The sequence below is a fragment of the Kribbella sp. NBC_00709 genome (assembly GCF_036226565.1).
Classification (GTDB): domain Bacteria; phylum Actinomycetota; class Actinomycetes; order Propionibacteriales; family Kribbellaceae; genus Kribbella.
In genome coordinates, this window is sequence record NZ_CP108996.1 from 1,168,475 (window position 1) to 1,185,209 (window position 16,735).

At 68.2% G+C, this 16,735-nt stretch carries 17 protein-coding genes; 5 read left to right on the top strand and 12 right to left on the bottom strand.

The window, feature by feature from the left end; translation table 11 throughout:
* Nucleotides 1-172 precede the first annotated feature (172 nt).
* Nucleotides 173-1,210 (top strand): acyltransferase domain-containing protein, encoded by a 1,038-nt coding sequence (locus OHA18_RS05575; RefSeq protein WP_329002604.1) that lies wholly within the window; start codon nucleotides 173-175, stop codon nucleotides 1,208-1,210.
* Between the two features lie 84 nt (nucleotides 1,211-1,294).
* Here OHA18_RS05575 and OHA18_RS05580 read toward each other — a convergent pair whose 3' ends face one another.
* The 5 genes from OHA18_RS05580 to OHA18_RS05600 all read right to left on the bottom strand — a co-directional run bounded on the left by OHA18_RS05580 (nucleotide 1,295) and on the right by OHA18_RS05600 (nucleotide 7,085).
* Nucleotides 1,295-4,369, bottom strand: a complete 3,075-nt coding sequence (locus OHA18_RS05580; RefSeq protein WP_329002605.1) for a GH92 family glycosyl hydrolase — start codon at nucleotides 4,367-4,369, stop codon at nucleotides 1,295-1,297.
* Between the two features lie 173 nt (nucleotides 4,370-4,542).
* Nucleotides 4,543-4,857, bottom strand: a complete 315-nt coding sequence (locus tag OHA18_RS05585; RefSeq protein WP_329002606.1) for a hypothetical protein — start codon at nucleotides 4,855-4,857, stop codon at nucleotides 4,543-4,545.
* 14 nt (nucleotides 4,858-4,871) lie between these two features.
* Nucleotides 4,872-5,279, bottom strand: a complete 408-nt coding sequence (locus tag OHA18_RS05590) for a DUF3800 domain-containing protein (RefSeq protein WP_329002607.1) — start codon at nucleotides 5,277-5,279, stop codon at nucleotides 4,872-4,874.
* 91 nt (nucleotides 5,280-5,370) lie between these two features.
* The gene (locus OHA18_RS05595) at nucleotides 5,371-6,264 is read right to left on the bottom strand and encodes an NAD-dependent dehydratase (protein WP_329002608.1); all 894 of its coding nucleotides are present in this window, start codon (nucleotides 6,262-6,264) and stop codon (nucleotides 5,371-5,373) included.
* Nucleotides 6,261-7,085 carry a phosphotransferase gene (locus OHA18_RS05600; RefSeq protein ID WP_329002609.1) on the bottom strand — a complete coding sequence of 275 codons (825 nt, stop codon included), beginning with the start codon at nucleotides 7,083-7,085 and terminating at the stop codon, nucleotides 6,261-6,263. The genes OHA18_RS05595 and OHA18_RS05600 overlap by 4 nt, the downstream gene beginning before the upstream one ends.
* Before the next feature lie 77 nt (nucleotides 7,086-7,162).
* On the opposite strand from OHA18_RS05600, the gene dapD reads away from it, so the two are divergent.
* Together dapD and OHA18_RS05610 are read left to right on the top strand one after the other, a co-directional pair.
* Nucleotides 7,163-8,101, top strand: coding sequence for a 2,3,4,5-tetrahydropyridine-2,6-dicarboxylate N-succinyltransferase (gene dapD, locus OHA18_RS05605; RefSeq protein WP_329002610.1), 939 nt, complete (start codon nucleotides 7,163-7,165; stop codon nucleotides 8,099-8,101).
* A 136-nt stretch (nucleotides 8,102-8,237) separates the two neighbouring features.
* Nucleotides 8,238-9,185, top strand: a complete 948-nt coding sequence (locus OHA18_RS05610) for a hypothetical protein (RefSeq protein ID WP_442914372.1) — start codon at nucleotides 8,238-8,240, stop codon at nucleotides 9,183-9,185.
* 47 nt (nucleotides 9,186-9,232) lie between these two features.
* Here the strand turns inward: OHA18_RS05610 and fdxA are convergent, their stop codons facing one another.
* Nucleotides 9,233-9,559, bottom strand: a complete 327-nt coding sequence (gene fdxA / locus OHA18_RS05615; RefSeq protein WP_012923087.1) for a ferredoxin — start codon at nucleotides 9,557-9,559, stop codon at nucleotides 9,233-9,235.
* 118 nt (nucleotides 9,560-9,677) lie between these two features.
* Here fdxA and OHA18_RS05620 point away from each other — a divergent pair, with 118 nt between their 5' ends.
* Nucleotides 9,678-10,604, top strand: a complete 927-nt coding sequence (locus tag OHA18_RS05620; protein WP_329002612.1) for a GNAT family N-acetyltransferase — start codon at nucleotides 9,678-9,680, stop codon at nucleotides 10,602-10,604.
* Here OHA18_RS05620 and OHA18_RS05625 read toward each other — a convergent pair.
* Nucleotides 10,586-11,962 (bottom strand): MFS transporter, encoded by a 1,377-nt coding sequence (locus OHA18_RS05625; protein WP_329002613.1) that lies wholly within the window; start codon nucleotides 11,960-11,962, stop codon nucleotides 10,586-10,588. The two genes, OHA18_RS05620 and OHA18_RS05625, sit on opposite strands and share 19 nt — an antisense overlap.
* 54 nt (nucleotides 11,963-12,016) lie before the next feature.
* Between OHA18_RS05625 and OHA18_RS05630 the strand changes: the two genes are divergently transcribed.
* On the top strand, nucleotides 12,017-12,454 hold the full coding sequence (locus tag OHA18_RS05630) for a type II toxin-antitoxin system PemK/MazF family toxin (protein WP_329002614.1): 438 nt from the start codon (nucleotides 12,017-12,019) through the stop codon (nucleotides 12,452-12,454).
* Nucleotides 12,455-12,471: 17 nt separating this feature from the next.
* On the opposite strand, the gene OHA18_RS05635 is transcribed toward OHA18_RS05630, so the two are convergent.
* The 5 genes from OHA18_RS05635 to OHA18_RS05655 all read right to left on the bottom strand — a co-directional run bounded on the left by OHA18_RS05635 (nucleotide 12,472) and on the right by OHA18_RS05655 (nucleotide 16,712).
* Entirely contained in the window at nucleotides 12,472-14,241 is a 1,770-nt protein-coding gene (locus OHA18_RS05635) for a VanW family protein (RefSeq protein ID WP_329002615.1), read from the bottom strand.
* Between the two features lie 112 nt (nucleotides 14,242-14,353).
* Nucleotides 14,354-14,872 carry a flavin reductase family protein gene (locus tag OHA18_RS05640; protein ID WP_329002617.1) on the bottom strand — a complete coding sequence of 173 codons (519 nt, stop codon included), beginning with the start codon at nucleotides 14,870-14,872 and terminating at the stop codon, nucleotides 14,354-14,356.
* A gap of 85 nt (nucleotides 14,873-14,957) precedes the next feature.
* Nucleotides 14,958-15,869 (bottom strand): N-acetyl-1-D-myo-inositol-2-amino-2-deoxy-alpha-D-glucopyranoside deacetylase, encoded by a 912-nt coding sequence (gene mshB, locus OHA18_RS05645; protein ID WP_329002619.1) that lies wholly within the window; start codon nucleotides 15,867-15,869, stop codon nucleotides 14,958-14,960.
* A 44-nt stretch (nucleotides 15,870-15,913) separates the two neighbouring features.
* Nucleotides 15,914-16,210, bottom strand: a complete 297-nt coding sequence (locus OHA18_RS05650; RefSeq protein WP_329002620.1) for a LuxR C-terminal-related transcriptional regulator — start codon at nucleotides 16,208-16,210, stop codon at nucleotides 15,914-15,916.
* Nucleotides 16,211-16,349: 139 nt separating this feature from the next.
* Entirely contained in the window at nucleotides 16,350-16,712 is a 363-nt protein-coding gene (locus OHA18_RS05655; protein WP_329002621.1) for a (deoxy)nucleoside triphosphate pyrophosphohydrolase, read from the bottom strand.
* Nucleotides 16,713-16,735: the final 23 nt, after the last annotated feature.

The following is a 16,735-nucleotide window of genomic DNA, read 5'->3' on the forward strand; positions in this document are numbered from 1 at the left end:
CAAGCAACTGCGGTGACGCAAGCACCGCCCCAGCCTGCAGATGCCTGAGATCCTGTAGCGCCTAAGGCGGTCGCGGGCGGTGGTGCGGTCGGCTACGGTGATGGAGGGAAACCCTTAGGAGCCCCCCGTTGAGATGAGTCTGTGAAGGCTCTCGGCGAGGGAGGTGGACCTGATGGGTGGTGACGCGGCCGGTGGTTGGCGTGGGCTGGGTGCCGTGGAGGTTGGGCGGCGGCTTGGGTTGGCCGGTGGCGTGGTGGAGCGCTTGGCGGCTGTCTCTGGCATGGGTGGACCGGATGTGGTGCTGCCGACAGATGAAGCCGTGGGGCGGCTTTGTGTGAAGTTGGCGATCGAGCGGGTCGATCGTGAATCGTTGCTGGCCGCGCGGCCCGATGCTGAGCTTCATCCTGAGTTGTGGTGGGTGCTCAGTTGTTCCTATCGGTTGTTGCTGGCTCAGATGGGTCAGCGGCGCTTCGGCGATCCTGCTTGGCAGCCCTTGCCTGACGGGACCGGGACTGTGGGGCGGCATCTGTTTGTGTGGGCGTTCTTGGCGGTCGTTCCGCATGTGCGGGATTACCACGCGACGATCGGACTGACCGACGACGAGTCATGGGAGTCGCTGGGCGCCCTCGGAGACGAGCTGGCGTCGTCGCGTCGGCTTACCGGTCGGGCGGGTCTGGATGCCAGCTGGGGCTTGCCGCTGGTGTTCACCGGCGCAGGGTTCAGGCTGGGTCGGCTGGCCTTCGAGCGGCAGCCTCGCCAGGTTGATGGCGCCACCAACGACTTTCTCGGAACCGGCGAGAGCGCCTTGAACACGCACGTACCGGGCAGCCGTGAGCCGTTGAGCGAGGCGGCGTGCGACACCTCCTTCGCTCGTGCTGTCGAACTGATGGATCAGCTTCCCGAGTACGTGGTCGGCTTCGCGTGTCACTCGTGGCTGATGGACACGCAGTTGACGCAGTACTTGCCGGCGTCCTCGAACATCGTCAGGTTTCAGCGCCGGTTCACGCAGTTCACGGATCAGGTGGAGGCTGATTGGGCGCCGCTCGAGCATGTGTTCCACCGGCGGTACGACGGACCCGCCGTACCGAAGTCGTTGCTGGACGACCTCCCACAACGGACCACACTCGAGCGCGCAATCGTGACCCACCTGCGCCGCGGAGGCCACTGGTACAACCAGACCGGCTGGATCCGCACCTCCGAGGCCAGGTAGCCGACAACTGGGGAACGGGGAGGATCTTGTGCCGCTCTGGGCCTAAAACCCTCCCCACATCAGCTCGGTGGGCTGGAAGGGAGATCAGTGCAGGAGTTCTACCTGGCTGAGGGTTGTTGGGGTGGGGAAGGTTAGGCGGTAGTGCTGGTGTTCGGTGGGGTTGGGGATGGTGAAGGGGCGGGTTTGGCGGGGCCAGCGGAAGGATTCGGTGGTGCGGTCGTCCAGGACGGTCCAGGTGGTGCCGTCGACGGATCCTTCCAGGCGCCACGCCGTGGGGGCGGATTCCAGGTCGGCTGAGGTGAGCGTGTAGAGGGTGGGAGTCGCCGGCGACGGGAGGGACCAGGTCGTGGTGTCGAGGGTGGCCGCTGTCGTGGAGGTGTCGTCGAAGAGGGGGTTGGTCGGATCGATGGGGATCAGGTCGACGAGCGGGCGCGGTACGGCGTCGTCGGTGGTGAGAGCGGGCGGTGAGTCGAGGGAGGCCCAGTCGGACGGATCGGCGCCAAGGGTGAAGTCGATCTGACCAGCGGCGTGGAGTTCGGCGGCGGTGATCGATGCGGTGGGCAACGGTTTGCCGTCGACCACGACGTCTTGGACGTAAGGGTGTTCGACGCCGGACGCGGTGATGGTCAGGGGCTGACCGCCGAGTGGGCTGACGACGACACGGGAGAAGAGTGGGGAGCCGATGGCGTACTCCGGGGCGCCGACACGCAACGGGTACAGGCCGAGGGCAGCGAACAGATACCACGCGGACATTTCGCCGTTGTCCTCGTCGCCCGGGTAGCCCTGGCCGATCTGTTCGCCGACGTACAGCCGCTCCAACACCTCGCGGGCGATCGCCTGCGTCTTGTGCGGCGCGCAGGCGTAGTTGTACATCCAGGCGATGTGGTGCGCCGGCTGGTTGCTGAAACCGAACTGGCCCATGCGGACGGCCTGCACCTCGACCATCTCGTGGATGACGATCGAGTACGTGCCCTTCTTCACCGCCAGTTCAGGAGTGGAGAAGAACTCGTCGAGTTTGGCCTCGAGTCCGCGCGGACCGCCGTACAGGTTGGCCAGGCCGCGCGGGTCGTGGGCGACGTGGAACGCGAAGTTCCACCCGTCGGTCTCGGTGAAGTCGCCGCCCCATTCCTCGGGGTCGAAGTCGGCAGCCGGCTTGGCGAAGGTCCCGTCCGCCAGCCGGCCCTGGAAGAAGTTCACGGCAGGGTCGAACAGCAGCACATAGTTCAGGGAACGGCGGCGCAAGTACTCCGCCTCCTCGAGCAGCTCCCCGCGACGCTCCGGAAACGCCTCGGCCAACTGCAACGCCATCGACGCGAGGCCGAAGTCGTTCAGGTACGCCTCCAGCGACCACGACACGCTCTCCTCGGTGTCCGTGCTCACGTACCCGGCGAAGAACCCGGTCTCCACGCCCTTCCGCCCGACCTCGGTCGCCTCCGGCGCGACGGTCGCGTTGCGGAGCCCGGCGTCGTACGTCGCCAACGGGTCGAGCAACTCGACGCCCTTGAGATACGCATCGGCGAACGACACGTCCGAGCTGGTCCCGGTCATGCAGTCGGCGTACCCCGGCGACGACCACCGCGCGATCCACCCGCCGTCGCGGTACTGCTGCACGAACCCATCGACGAGCTCCGCGGTCAACGCCGGGTAGAAGAACGCGTACGCCGGCCACGCGGTCCGGTACGTGTCCCAGAAACCACTGTTCACATACACCTTGCCCGGCTTCACGACTGCGTTGGTCAGGCTGTCGGTCGCCGCACCCGACGTCGGCGACACCGGGCTGGCGTAGTGGTACGACGGTTCGTCAACAGTCCCCGCGTTCTCGAAGTGCGAGTTCGGGTAGAGGTTGAGCCGATAGAGATTCCCGTAGACGGTCCGCAGTTGCGGCGGCGTCGCGCCCTCGGGCCGGATGACCGCGAGGCGTTCGTTCCACGCGGCGTTGGCCGCGGCCTGGATCTCCTCGAACGTCCCGGCCAGCTCCAGCGAGAGGTTGTGCCGCGCCTGATCGACCCCGATGAACGACGTTGCCATCCGCAACGTCACCTCGGGTACGTCGAAGCTCGCCGCCCGCGCGTTCTCGCGGCCACCACGAGCCGCCCCGAAGACCGAAGGCGTGGCGGAGAACTCGCCGTAGCAGTACATCCGGGTCCGCCCGGTCTCCGCGCCGTTCTCGACCCAGCCGGTGACCGCGGTCCCGTCGTACGCGAACGCGCCGTTCTCGTCGATCGTGTCGAACACCAGGTGCCGCCCCGCCGCGCCGGCCGGGAACGTGAAGCGGAAGATCGCGCCGTGGTCGGTCGGGGTGAGCTCCGCGCGTACGCCGTTCGCGAGCGCGACCGAGTAGAGGTCCGGCCGCGCGACCTCGTCGTCGTGGCTGAAGGCAACCGCTCGCTCGACAGGATCACCCAACGGCGAGGCCGCCGCGACCGGCATGATCGTGAGCTGATCGCGGTCGCCCATCCACGGACTCGGCTGGTGCGAGAACGTGAGGCCCTGCAGCTCCGGGCGGTTGTCCGCGTTGTTGGCCCGGTGGTACTCGTACGGCCAGCGGTACGTCGACGCGTTGGTGACCGGGGTGAGGAAGTTGAACCCGTTCGGCCAGGCGGTGATCGGCAACGTGTTGCCGCGGGAGAACTCGTGGCTCGCGTTGGTGCCGCGACGGGTGTCGACGTATGCCGCGAGGTCGGAGCCATCCGGTTCCACCGGCGCCGGCCCGATCTCTACGTCGTCGACCCACCCAGCGAACTCGTGCCCCGCCGCAGGCGCATCCACGACGAGCACGACCTCCGCGATCGTCTTCCCCGCAACCGTGGTCAGATCGACCTGTACGTCGTTCCACTGGTCGGCGTACAGGATCTTCGTGGCCCCCTGCCCCGCCGCGTCAGCCGGCTTCCCGTACTGGTCAACCCCAGCCGGCCGCGTCCCATCCGCGAAGACCAGCTCCACCGCCGCATACGTCGCCGAGTACGTCAGCCCGGCGTCGAGCTCCGGATAGATCTTGTACCGCAGCCGATCACCGGCCTGGACCACTCCCCCGGCCGTCGGCAGCCCAACCTGCTGCCTCCCACCAGAAGTCCCCGAATACCGGGTCCCGTCCACACTCCCGAACCCACCCCGCGAGCTCGTCGGTCCACCAGGTCCACCACCGGTCTGAATGATCACGGCGCAATGTTACGTATCAGTGCGGCGGCGCGGGAGGAACGTTTCCATCGTGGACGGTACTGCTAAACTGATCATCACGAGGCCTCCGATGGCCGCGGAGAGAACGCCAGGTCTGCTGTCAGACCCGCCTGTCAGGTGCGGCGCTCCGGACCATCGAAGGCCTCGTCGCTGCTTCACAGCCCGTCCGCCGGCCACCACGGGTACGCCGCCATCGTGCCCGGCAGCACGATCCCCTCGAAGCCGTCCGGGTACCGGAGCTGGGGCCGGACCGCCAGCAGGTGGTGCGCTTCGAAACCGCCGAACTCGTCCTCCTCCAGGGCCGCGCGCAGCATGCCGCAGTACTGATCCGCTGCCTGCAGCCCGTCGAGCTGCCCAGGGCCGAGGAACGCGGGCCTACCTCGCAGCAGATCCCAGGGCACGTCGGCTGAGTCGCTCACCCGCAGTTTCTCGAACCACGCGAGGGTCTCCTCGTGCCGGAATCCACGCACATGGCCAAAGGTGATCACAACGTCCCGTCGCCCGCTCGGCCAGTCGTCGGCAGTGTCCAAGACCTGTTCGACACTCGGCCGGCTACGAAGTTGTAGAAGGTAACCTGGTCCGAGATCGCCTCGGCGACAGCAGCCTTCTCGACCAGCACGATGTTCAAGACGGCGCCCGGCACTGCCGCCAGCTGTGATGCGACGAACTGTCTGCGTGGGTATCTCTTCACATGCTCGGTCCAGTGCAGCGGCTTGCCGGTGGGAACGGACAGACGTCGACGGCACTCGGCGATCGCGCGACGCAGACCCGCTTCGTCCTCGTCGGCGACGACCACTGCGACCATGCCGAAGTACCGCGACGATCTAGGCGACAGACCACGGTCGCCGGTCTCGTCCACGTAGGCACGCACCAGCGGCCGGTCGAAGTACATGGCGTGAGACCTTAGGCGCGGTCAGCCGGTTGTGGAGTACCTCGACTTGCGCCTGTGGATATCTGCCCCGTGATGCCCCGGGTTGCCCCAATCAATGTGGTGGATCTGGTGGGGTGTTTCCATCGTGGACCCAGGTGATGTAGTCGTGGGCGGACTCTTCGTCGGGGCGCAGGCGCAGGCCGGCGGTCAGGGCTCGGGTGTTGTCGAGTTGGAAGGTCCCGTCGTTGGAGCCGTCGTGGGGTAGGTGGAAGCGGTCTATGGACGGCTCCCAGTCCACCGGAGGCGGGTTGGGTACGGCGGAGCGCCAGGCGTTGGCCAGGGTCGTCATGGTGTGGGTGGGGCCGACGGCGTTGTAGGGGCCGTTGAGGCGCTCGGTCGTGAGGTGGAGGAGGAAGGCGGCCAGGTCTCGGGCGTCGATGTATTGGATGGGCTGGTCGGGGCGGGCGGCACACTCCAGGGGCTGGTTGTGGGCGAGGGCCCAGCCCCAGTTGCCGAAGTCGGGGTTGTACGGGCCGACGACGAAGCCGGAGCGTACGGCGGCGGCGCGGTCGCCGAAGGTGGTGGCGAGCAACGACTCGCATCGAACCTTTGACGGACCGTAAATGTCCATCGTGAACTGGTCCTCGGGTGCACCGTCCGGCCACGGCAGGAGGGCCGCGGACTCCGTCATCCCGGGCGTGGTCTTGCTTGCGTAGACCGCGATCGACGACATGTACGTGTAGAAACCGCAGCGATCGCGGAGGACCGAAGCACTCAGCGAGACGTCGCGGACGAGGAAGCCGGACATGTCGATCACGCCGTCCCACTCGCCGGTCGCCAACACGTGGGGCGCCGCGCGTTCGCCGGCAAGTCGGCGTACAGAGGGGAAGAGGTCCGGATTCGTCTGACCGCGGTTGAACAGCGTGACATCGTGGCCGGAGGCAAGCGCTGCCTCGACTACGTGCCGGCCGAGGTTCTTGGTGCCGCCGAGGACGAGGAGTTTCATGACAGCGTTCCGACGACGTCCGCGAGTTCGCCGATCAGTGAGTCGATCCAGTCGACCGATTCCGGGACCGTTCGCAGACCTTCCTCGACGATGAACCGCAACGCCACCAGACAGAAGCAGCCTCCGCCGACCAGAAGCTGACGTTCGACCAGCGCCGGATTGGTGCCTGTGGCATCGATGTAGCGGGCAACGATCGGGGGCCGGCCGAGACCGAGAGACTCGGCGTCGCGGATCAGCGTGTACAGGTCGCTGAGATGCGGCGCCAAATAGGAACCCGGCCAGTCGATCGCGGTCCAGCGGACGCCGTCGGTGACCAGGTTCTTCGGCACGAAGTCCCCATGCACAACCCCAACAGGAACGTCGCGATGCAGCGCGGCCAGTGCCTCGGTCAGCGGGCTGAGGTCGAAGTCGATCCGCCCGATCCGATCAGCCAGCTCCTTCACCCGCTCCGGCGGGAACTCGCTGCGCTGCGACACCTCCCGCGACCGGATCGTCGCAGCCAACCCAGCAGCCGCAAGGAAGCCCTCAGCACTCGGCTCCTGCTCCAACGTCACCCGCCCGACATCCGCCAGCACCAGCACGCCCGCTCCCGCAGAACGATGCCGGTGCAGCAACGCGGGCGCCGGCAGGTCAAGCGGTACGACGAACCGCTCGTAAGCGTCGGCCTCGTCCGCCTGACCGTCCGTCCCCCGTTTGACGATCACGCTGCTCAACCCGTACGACAGCCGCCATACCTCGGACGACCCCCACTGCCGCAGCAACTCCCCCTGCAGATCGCCGACGTCAGGCGCCTTCGTCGCTTCGAGTACCGGATCCGACACAACCTCAAGCCAGGCGGGAAGCATCCGAAGAGTAGACCACGCCACGCGTCAGATCGCCGCCGAATTAGGGTGTAGCCATGACCGAGACTGCCGTGCATGCCTGGGGCTTCGGCCTTGCGACCGTGACGACCGCTGGAGACGTCCTGGACGTCTGGTATCCGGCGCCCGCGCTTGGGGCGCGGCCGGAGGACACCAAGGCGCCGGCCGAGCTGGTTGCCGCCGAGGGCAACGACGACCTGCGTCAGGTACGGCGTGCGGTGGTGGCGACCGAGATCGTCCTGGACGAGGCCCCGAGCGGTACTGCGGACGCGTACCTCCGGCTGCACCTGCTCAGCCACCGCCTGGTCCGCCCGCACGGCGTGAACCTGGACGGCATCTTCGCCGCCCTGCCGAACAACGCGTGGACGTCGCTCGGACCGGTCCCGGTCGAGCAGATCGAGCAGGTGCGGCTGCGGGCGCGCACCGCGGGTCACCACCTCGGTGTGACCAGCGTCGACAAGTTCCCGCGGATGACCGACTACGTCGTACCGTCCGGTGTCCGGATCGGCGACGCGGACCGGGTGCGGCTGGGCGCGCACCTCGCTGAGGGCACCACAGTCATGCACGAGGGCTTCGTGAACTTCAACGCCGGCACGCTCGGTACGTCGATGGTCGAGGGCCGGATCGTCGCGGGCGTCGTGGTCGACGACGGCAGCGACATCGGCGCGGGCGCGTCGATCATGGGCACGCTGTCCGGCGGCGGCAAGCAGGTCGTCTCGATCGGCAAGCGCTGCCTGCTCGGCGCGAACGGCGGGACCGGCATCTCGCTCGGCGACGACTGCGTGGTCGAAGCGGGTCTGTATGTGACCGCCGGCACCAAGGTCACCCTCCCGGACGGCACGCTGGTGAAGGCCCGCGACCTGTCCGGTCAGCCCGGCCTGCTCTTCATCCGCAACTCGGTCACCGGCGCGGTCGAGGCCCGCCCGCGCAAGGGCGAGGGCATCACCCTCAACGAGGCGCTGCACGCCAACGCCTGACCGTCCGAAAGTATGACTTTGCCAACCAACGTGAGGCTGCACACGTCAAGCAGTTCGTGATGCGCGAACTGGAACCAGTCCCCCGCCCCCGGACGTTGGGAGCGGTATGCCGGTGAAGCGTGGTGCCCTCGTGGCCGTGGGTGCCATTGGTGTGCTCACTCTCGCGGTCGGTGCGGGCATCGCCTGGCTCGGCGGCAAGCACGTGGGCAACCTCCTGCCGCCGCGCGAGCAGTGCACAGCCACGGTGAACGGGCAGCAGACCGTCCTCGACTTCGAGCAGGCCGAGTCGGCGGCGATCATCGCAGGCACCGCGGTCCGGCGAGGGCTGCCCGCCCGGGCGGCGACGATCGCGCTGGCGACGGCGTACCAGGAATCCGATCTGCGGAATCTGGCGCACGGGGACCGGGACTCGCTCGGGCTGTTCCAGCAGCGGCCGTCACAGGGCTGGGGTACGGCGACGCAGGTCCGCGACCCGTACTACGCGACCGGGAAGTTCTACGACGCGCTGGTGAAGATCAAGAACTACCAGAGCCTCGCGATCACGGTCGCGGCCGACAAGGTGCAGCGCAGTGCGTTCCCGAACGCGTACGCCGACCACGAGGCGGACGCTCGAGTGCTGGCGTCGGCGCTGACCGGGCAGTCGAAGAGCGTCTTCAGCTGCACGGTGAACACGGACTCGGTGCCGCCGGAGACGATGGGCACCAACGGGCTGACGCCGCGCGCGGAGGCCGTCCGGAAGGACCTGGTCCGGACGTTCGGGAAGTTGTCGACCGGTGGGTACGCCGCGGGCGGGGTGCAGACCGGGCACATGGAGGGGTCAGCGCACTACGACGGGCGGGCGGTGGACGTGTTCGTCCGGCCGATCTCGACGGCGAACACCACGAAGGGCTGGGCGATGGCGCAGTACCTGGTCGCTCGCGCCGACCTGCTGAAGATCAAGACGGTCATCTTCAGCGACAAGATCTGGACCGCCGGCGGCCGCTCGGACAGCGGCTGGCGGGACTACACGCCGCCGGAACGCTCGGGTGACCCCAAGATCCTCCGCCACCTCGACCATGTCCACGTGGATGTTCTGGACCAATAAGAAATGGGACGCCCCACCTGGGACGTCCCATTCCTGTGATCGAGCGCTTACTCGTCGTGTTCCTGCGGGGGAAGCGCGGCGATGAACGGGTGGTCCTTGTCGATCTTGCCGAGCTTGGACGCGCCGCCGGGCGAGCCCAGGTCGTTGAAGAAGTCGACGTTCGCGGTGTAGTAGTCCTTCCACTGCTCCGGAGTGTCGTCCTCGTAGTAGATCGCCTCCACCGGGCAGACCGGTTCGCAGGCTCCGCAGTCGACGCACTCGTCAGGGTGGATGTACAGCATCCGGTTGCCCTCGTAGATGCAGTCGACGGGGCACTCCTCGACACACGCGAGGTCCTTCAGGTCAACACACGGCTGCGCGATGACGTAGGTCACTGCTACTCCTCCTATGGCAGGCAAGCGCAGCTCGGATTCCGGGGTGCTGCGATGCGGTGATGCACGGTGTCTCTAGTATCACCGTAGTACTTCGCCCACTTTGCCAGGAGTCCGGATCGTGTCAGGCCTGGATGCCCGTGATATCGGCCACCGTGTCGTGGTCCGGCACCGGATTCCAGGCGGTCTGACCGACCTGATCGGGGTTCTCCAGTCCGGTGATCCCCAGGTCCTGACCGTCCGCCACGCGGACAGCATGGTGCACCAGATCGCCACCGCGGACGTTACGGCGGCCAAAACGATCCCCGAGCTGCCGCTGCGCCCGGTGGATGTGGACCAGCTGTTCCTCACGACGGCGCTGGGTCGCCCAGCGGTCGAGACGTCGTACGTCGGCCACTGGTTGCTGCGAGCGTCCTCAGGCTGGACGGGCCGGGGCAACTCGCTCCTCCCGGCCGGCGACCCTGGCATGCCTGTCCAGGACGCGCTCGAGCAGGCTCAAGCCTTCTACGACGAGCGCAGTCTGCCGGCACAGGCCCTGGTCCGGCTCGGCAGCCCGGAAGACCAGGAGATTCGTGCCTGCGGCTGGGTGGACGCGCGGCCCGGGCAGTCCGACGTACTGGTCATGCACACCACGCTCGACCACGTGAACGCCATACCGCAGTACGACGTGCAACTGACGGACCACCCGAGCGGCACGTGGTACGCCGCCGCTTTCGAGGGCCCGGCACCGGTTGTAGCCCCGCAGGTGCTCGAGGGCGCCCCGAAGGCGGCTTTCGCGTCGATCACGCTCGACGGCGAGGTGGTGGCGGTCGGGCGGGGCGCGATGACGGGGCACTGGCTGGGTGTCGACGCGATCCGGGTCTGCTCCGGCTATCGCCGCCGAGGCCTCGGTACTGCGATCGTCCAAGGGCTGGCGCGCTGGGCGGGGCCGCACGGCGGGCGGCGTACCTATCTCGAGGTGCTACTCGAGAACGCCGCCGCCGTGACGACGTACACCCGCCTCGGGTACCGCGAGGCGTACCGGTACCGCTATCTGACCAGTCGGTGAGCCGCACCGGCCCCGATGAGCGTGAGTACGACGAAACCTGCGACTACTACCCCCAGCGCTCGAGTCGGGTCCGAAGCCAGTGCAGCGTAGACAGAGCCGGCCAATGCGACACCTAGTGCTCCGGACAGCTGTGCGTTGGTAGCGACCACTCCGGAGAGGTCAGCAGCGTACTCCGAGGACAAGCGCGACGTGACCGCACCGACGAGGGTGTTGGCGCTGATACCGAGCCCCAACCCGCCAATGCCGAGCAGAGCGAACAGGAGCGGGCCGGTCTGGCCGCCGAGGAGCAGGTAAGCCAGCACGGACACGTAGCCGAGTGCCAGGACCAGACAGCCGATGACCGGCATCCACCGCACTCCCCGGCGCAGTTTGGGCAGGATCGGTCCCGCCAGACCGAACGCGGCCACCCAGACCACCATGGCGAAGCCGGAGTACGCCGGGCCCTTGTGCAGCCCGCCCTGGAGGTAAAGGGCAAGTACGAACAGCAGAGCGAAGTACGTGCCGCTGGTGCAGCCGTGGGCAAGCAGGCCGGCGCGGACGGAGCGGTCGCCCAGTACCTCGCGCGCGACGAGTGGGCGGCGACCGCGGGCAGCCGTACGACGTTCGCCGTACTCGAAGAGTGCTAGGGCCGGGAGGCTGAGCAGGAGGCAGATCCAGGACCAGGCGGGCCAGCCGCGTTCGGAGCCGAGCAGGAGCGGCACGATGACGAGCAGAACTGTTGTGGACAAGGCGAGCACACCGGTCAGGTCCAGACGGTCGCGACGCCCAACAGGATCGGCGGGGAGCAGGCGACGACCGGCCACGGCCAGGGCGACGCCGATGGGCACGTTGACCAGGAAGATCGGGCGCCAGCCGGTGCCGAAGAGGTCCGCGGCGATCAGGACTCCACCCAGCAGCTGACCGGCCACGGCGCCGCCGGACAGCGCGATCGAGAAGTACCCGAGCGCCTTGAGCCGGTCGCGGCCCTGGAAGTGCAACTGGATGCCGCTGAGCACCTGCGGGACCATCAGCGCCGCGCCGGCACCCTGGACGAAGCGATTGATGACCAATGTGGCGATTCCGGGCGCGAGACCGCACAGCAGGGATGCAATGGTGAAGACCATCAGACCAAGCAGGAATGTCCGCCGGTACCCGAGCGACGAGCCCAGCCGGGCGCCGGTGATGAGCAGTACGGCGAACGCGACGACGTACCCGGAGACGACCAGGCCGACCGCGCCCTCGGAGGCGTGCAGGTCGGCGCCGATCGACGGGCCGGCGACGTTCGCGACCGCGGTGTCGATGTTGGCCATGAACTGACCGGTGAGCAGCACGGCGAGGATCGCGCCGCGGTTGACGGTTCGGGTCTCTGTGTTCAGCACGGTGGTGGAACGGTGTGAGGCCACCGAGATGTGAGGGCATTAGGCTGCAGTGCCATGGCGGATCACGTGGTGGAGCGTCCGGAGTACCCCGGGGACTTCGAGGGGACCGTGCACGTCGAGTACACGCCGCACCCGGACGACGGGGTGGCGGATCCGGGCGAGATCGTCTGGACCTGGGTGCCGTTCGAGGAGGACTTCCACCGGGGCAAGGACCGCCCGGTGCTGGTGGTCGGCTCCGACGACGTCTACCTGCTCGCGCTCATCCTGACCAGCAAGGACCACGACCGCGACGCCGCCGACGAGGCGCGCTGGGGCCGGGTCTGGATGGACATCGGCAGCGGGCCCTGGGACAAGGAGCGGCGGCCGAGCGAGATTCGCCTCGATCGCGTCCTACGCATCGACCCGCAGCAGGTCCGCCGCGAGGGCGCGGTGATCGACGAGGAGCTCTTCAACCAGGTGGCCGCCGAGCTCCACCAGCTCCACCGGAGCTAGCTTCCGGCTCAGGACCCTTAGCTGGCCGGCTTCGTGGGCGGCTTGACCCGGCCGGGCGGCGTCGTGGTGCCCGGTGGCGGCGGCGTGGTGGTGCCGGGCTTCGGGCCGCAGCGGATGTCGTTGGCGGCGTTGTACTTCGTGGTGAACTGCTCGGTCTTGACCCGCGCGCCGTTCTTCGCGAAGTACCGGAAGATGGTGATGTCGAAGCCGGGGGTCGGCGCCTGGGCCTCGCAGCCCGCGGCGGGGTTGTACTGGACCACCGGCTGCCGGAAGTTCGACTTCTCCGACTGTCCCGCGGTGATGTCCCAGACCTTCGTGCCCCAGATGATCACCCGGATGCTGCCCGAGTTCCCCGGGGTGGACGGCTTGAAGACCGTCTGCACCAGGATCCCGTGACCGGAGTCGTTCAGGAACTTCAGGTCGACGTTCGGCCACGCGACGGTCGCCTCCCGGCCGACCGGGTAGCGCGAGATGTAGACGCTGTGCGCCTTGTGCTCGAGAACCTTCAGCCCGGAGAAGAACGCGGCGTTGAACGTCGTGGTCGCCGACTGCGAGACGCCACCGCCGAGGTCCTTCTCGAACTTCCCGCCGCTGATGATGTAGCCCTCGGTGAACCCGTTCTCCTTGGTCCGCTCACCGACGATCTTGTTCAGGCTGAACGTCTCGTTCGGCTTCAGCAGCGTCCCGTTGATCTTCCGCGCCGCAGTCCCGATGTTGGTGTTGCGGTACGGCGCGTGCGGGAACTGAGTGCTGAAATCGCCCATCTTCTGGGTGATCCCGAGCGCCGCCGCCTGCTCGGTGGTGAACGCGGCCTCGCTGTGCGTCAGCGGTACGGCGGCCCGCCGCTCGCCGGACGGCTTCGGCAGGATCGCGAGGATCGCGGCCCCGACCTTCGACCGGTCGACGATGTTGCCGTCGACCGCCGGGACCACCTTCGGCGCGGCGCCGACGATCTGCACCGTCGCGTCCTTCGGCAGCGTCTCCAGGCTCTTGAAGCGCTGCTGGAACAGCGGCTCGAGCGCCTTGGTGTTCAGGGCCGGGATGACCTGACCCTCCTGCGCGGTCAGCGTCAGCGCGGGGGCGATCTCGGCCGGCTCCAGCTCGACCGACTTGGAGCCGACGGTCAGCCGCACCGGGCCGGACATCGCCGGCTCGGCGAAGTCCGTGAGTGCCTTCTTGATCGCGTCGTTGCCGGCCTTCGGCTCGGTCACGCCGACCGGGAGGTCCTTCGGGTTCCCGTCCGAGGGGTACGCCGCGACGACGGCCGCGGGCGCCTTCGCGGCGTCCAGCTGCAACCCCGGCGCCGGCTGATGTGTGACCGGCTGGATGCCCTTGAACGTGATCGTGCCCTCGGTGGCCGGCCGGTTGACCTGCGCGGCGAGCTTGTCGACGGCGGCCTTGAGCCGCGCATCGTCCTTGGCGACGACCGGCGCGACCGCGTCGCCACCGGTCAGCGCGTGCCAGATCCGGGTCGGGGACAGGCTGCGGCCCGCGCCGGCGGCCTCGACGGTGCCGTCCACGTCCACGGACAGCCCGGCGTCGGCCGGCGCGACCGTGAACTTCGTCTCGCCCGCCTTCAGCGCGATCGGCGCGCCCACCCGGTCCTTGAGACCGGCCTCGAGCTTCGCCTTCGCGTCGTCCTTGGACAGACCACCGATCGGGATCCCGAGCACGGTCGTGTCACCGGGAATCTTGTCACCGGCGAACGCGAACGCCGCCCCGTACCCCACGACGAGCACGCCGAGCCCCGCGGCGGCAATCATCCCCGCGAGCTGCTTTCTCCCCACCGGACAGAGTCCTCCTGCATCGAGCCGTGGTCAGGGCACAAGCGCACATCCTACGGGACGTAGCAGGGCCTTCCGACCGTCGGGGCAGCCCCTGGTTGCCCCGACGTGACGCTCAGTTTCCTGGGAGTTTCCGGTAGTGACTGGAGTGGTAGATCAGCGCGCTCGGGTCGGCCGGTTCGCCGGTGCCGAGGCTCAGCACCTCGCCGACCACGATCGTGTGGTCGCCCCCGTCGTACGTCGCCCAGGTCCGGCACTCGAGCCAGGACAGTGAGCCGTCGACGACCGGGCAGCCGGTCTTCGGGCCGGCCGTCGTACCGATGCCGTCGAACTGGCTGTACAGGTCCCGCCCGGACCGCGCGAACCGCTCCGCGATCTCCCGCTGCGCCCCGGACAGCACCGACGCCGCCCAATACCCGCAGTCGAGCACGGCGGCATGCATCCGGACGCCCTTGTCCACGCAGACGAGCACCAGCGGCGGATCCAGCGACACCGAGGTGAACGCGTTCGCCGTCATCGCGTGCGCGACGCCCTCCTGCAGCGTGCTCATGATCGTGATCCCCGACGCGAACCACCCGAGTGCAGCACGGAACTCCGCAGGCGGGACGCTCCCACTCGGCTCGGTTGAGGACACCTCAGCAGGTTATGCCCGCTGGAAGGTTGATGCCTCAACCGAGCGTGTGGGAACGGTCACCTCACAGGTCGCCCGGCGAAATCGTCTAGAGGCCGGCGAACAGGTCGTGCTCCAGGCCGTCGGCGTCCGGTGCCGCGGTGCCCTTGACCAGGCGGTACGGCTCGGAGCTCCAGATCTGGTTGCCGGCGTTGTTCGACAGGGCGAAGAACGGGCCGTCGACGGTGATCTGGGTGGCGTGCGCCTTCATCGCGTTCATCTTCCGGTCGATGAACTGCTCGCCGTCGATCACGCAGTCGATCAGGCGGTCCGGCGTGATCATCGGCGGCATCGGACCGTCCGGGTCCAGCCCCTCGAACGTGGTCGTGTCGCCGGCCTCGCGCAGCAGCCGCAACTGCGAGCGCATCCGCGACTCGGCCATCGCCGTCCAGTAGATCTTCGGGATGTCCCAGGCCGGCCCGAGGTCCTCCCGGTACGACCGGGCGGCGGCCAGGTCGGCGGCGTACGTCGCGACGCGGTGAGCCTTGATGTGGTCGGGGTGGCCGTAGTTGCCCCACTCGTCGTAGGTCACCAGGACCTGCGGACGGAGCTCGCGGATCACCGGGACCAGGTCGTTCGCCGCGGTGACCAGGTCGGCCTGCCAGAAGCTGTCCTTGCGGGTCTCGTGCGGGACGTCGGCGTTGCCCTCGTCGTTGTAGATCATCCCGGTGTCGCGGTACTTGCCCGCGCCGCCGAGGAAGCGGTGGTCGGTGACGCCGAGCTCGGCCATCGCGTTGGCGAGCTCACCGATCCGGTGCTCGCCGAGGCCGTCGTCCTGGTCGGCGGCCAGGTGGGCGAGCTCGGGAACGAGGACCTCACCCTCCTCGCCGAGGGTGCAGGTGATCAGCGTGACGTGGGCCCCCTCGGCCACGTAGCGCGCCATCGTCACACCGTTGTTGATGGTTTCGTCGTCCGGGTGGGCGTGCACCAGCATCAGCCGGCGCTCAGCAAGCTCAACCATGCCGAAAGCCTACGTCGGTCCCCGGACAGTTTCCGCCGGGTTCGTCAGCCGAAGCGGCGGACGAGCAGGCAGCCCGCCTGGAAACGCGACTTCGCCCCGAGCCCGGCGATCAGCGCGCTGATCTCGGCGCGCACCGTCCGCAGCGACAGGCCCAGATCCCGCGCGATCGCGGCGTCCTTGGCGCCGGTCGACATCATCCGGCCGATCGTGACCTGGCGGCTGGTCAGTTCCTTGACCGCTGCCGGGGTCCGCCGGTGCGACCCGAGCTCGTACACCTCACACACGACCTCGGGTGCGAAGTCCTCCCTCCGCACCACCGGCACTGCCGGAAACACCGACATCCCTCACTCCTCCCCAGAAGTATCAGGGAAAGATTCTCGTCGCCGGATCAGACCACTCACCAGGTACAACCCATACAAACCACCCATACAGTTCCGGTGCGTGAGCTTTTGATGGCGGCGGCAGTGTGAGTTCCGCCACTCACAACCGCCGGCGCAGCGCCCGGACGAACGGCCGATCCGGCTCCAGCCAGTCCCGCTCGTCGAGCTCGGCCGGCCCGAACCACCGCAGTTCCGAGTGCTCCCGCAGTACCGGATCCCCGCCGACGGCCGTGGCCAGATAGACGTGCAGGCGGTAGTCCGCGGAGATGTCCACCCCCGGGCCGAGCGACTCGCCGACCTTGATCTCCAGGTCGAGCTCCTCGCGCAGCTCCCGGACCGCGGCCTGCTCGTCGGTCTCCCCCGGCTCGACCTTGCCGCCCGGGAACTCCCACCCGGCGTCCGGCCGGTACGCCGCGAGCACCAGACCGTCCTGTACGACGGCCACTCCGACAACTGTCTGCATTGTCGCGACTCTGCCAGAAACTG

What these genes read in the sequence shown, in the direction of transcription:
- dapD (WP_329002610.1), top strand. Translation starts at nt 7,163, where the DNA reads ATGACCGAGACTGCCGTGCATGCCTGGGGCTTCGGCCTTGCGACCGTG.
- OHA18_RS05590 (WP_329002607.1), bottom strand. Translation starts at nt 5,279, where the DNA reads ATGTACTTCGACCGGCCGCTGGTGCGTGCCTACGTGGACGAGACCGGC.
- OHA18_RS05595 (WP_329002608.1), bottom strand. Translation starts at nt 6,264, where the DNA reads ATGAAACTCCTCGTCCTCGGCGGCACCAAGAACCTCGGCCGGCACGTA.
- OHA18_RS05650 (WP_329002620.1), bottom strand. Translation starts at nt 16,210, where the DNA reads ATGTCGGTGTTTCCGGCAGTGCCGGTGGTGCGGAGGGAGGACTTCGCA.
- OHA18_RS05575 (WP_329002604.1), top strand. Translation starts at nt 173, where the DNA reads ATGGGTGGTGACGCGGCCGGTGGTTGGCGTGGGCTGGGTGCCGTGGAG.
- OHA18_RS05655 (WP_329002621.1), bottom strand. Translation starts at nt 16,712, where the DNA reads ATGCAGACAGTTGTCGGAGTGGCCGTCGTACAGGACGGTCTGGTGCTC.
- OHA18_RS05630 (WP_329002614.1), top strand. Translation starts at nt 12,017, where the DNA reads ATGGCGGATCACGTGGTGGAGCGTCCGGAGTACCCCGGGGACTTCGAG.
- mshB (WP_329002619.1), bottom strand. Translation starts at nt 15,869, where the DNA reads ATGGTTGAGCTTGCTGAGCGCCGGCTGATGCTGGTGCACGCCCACCCG.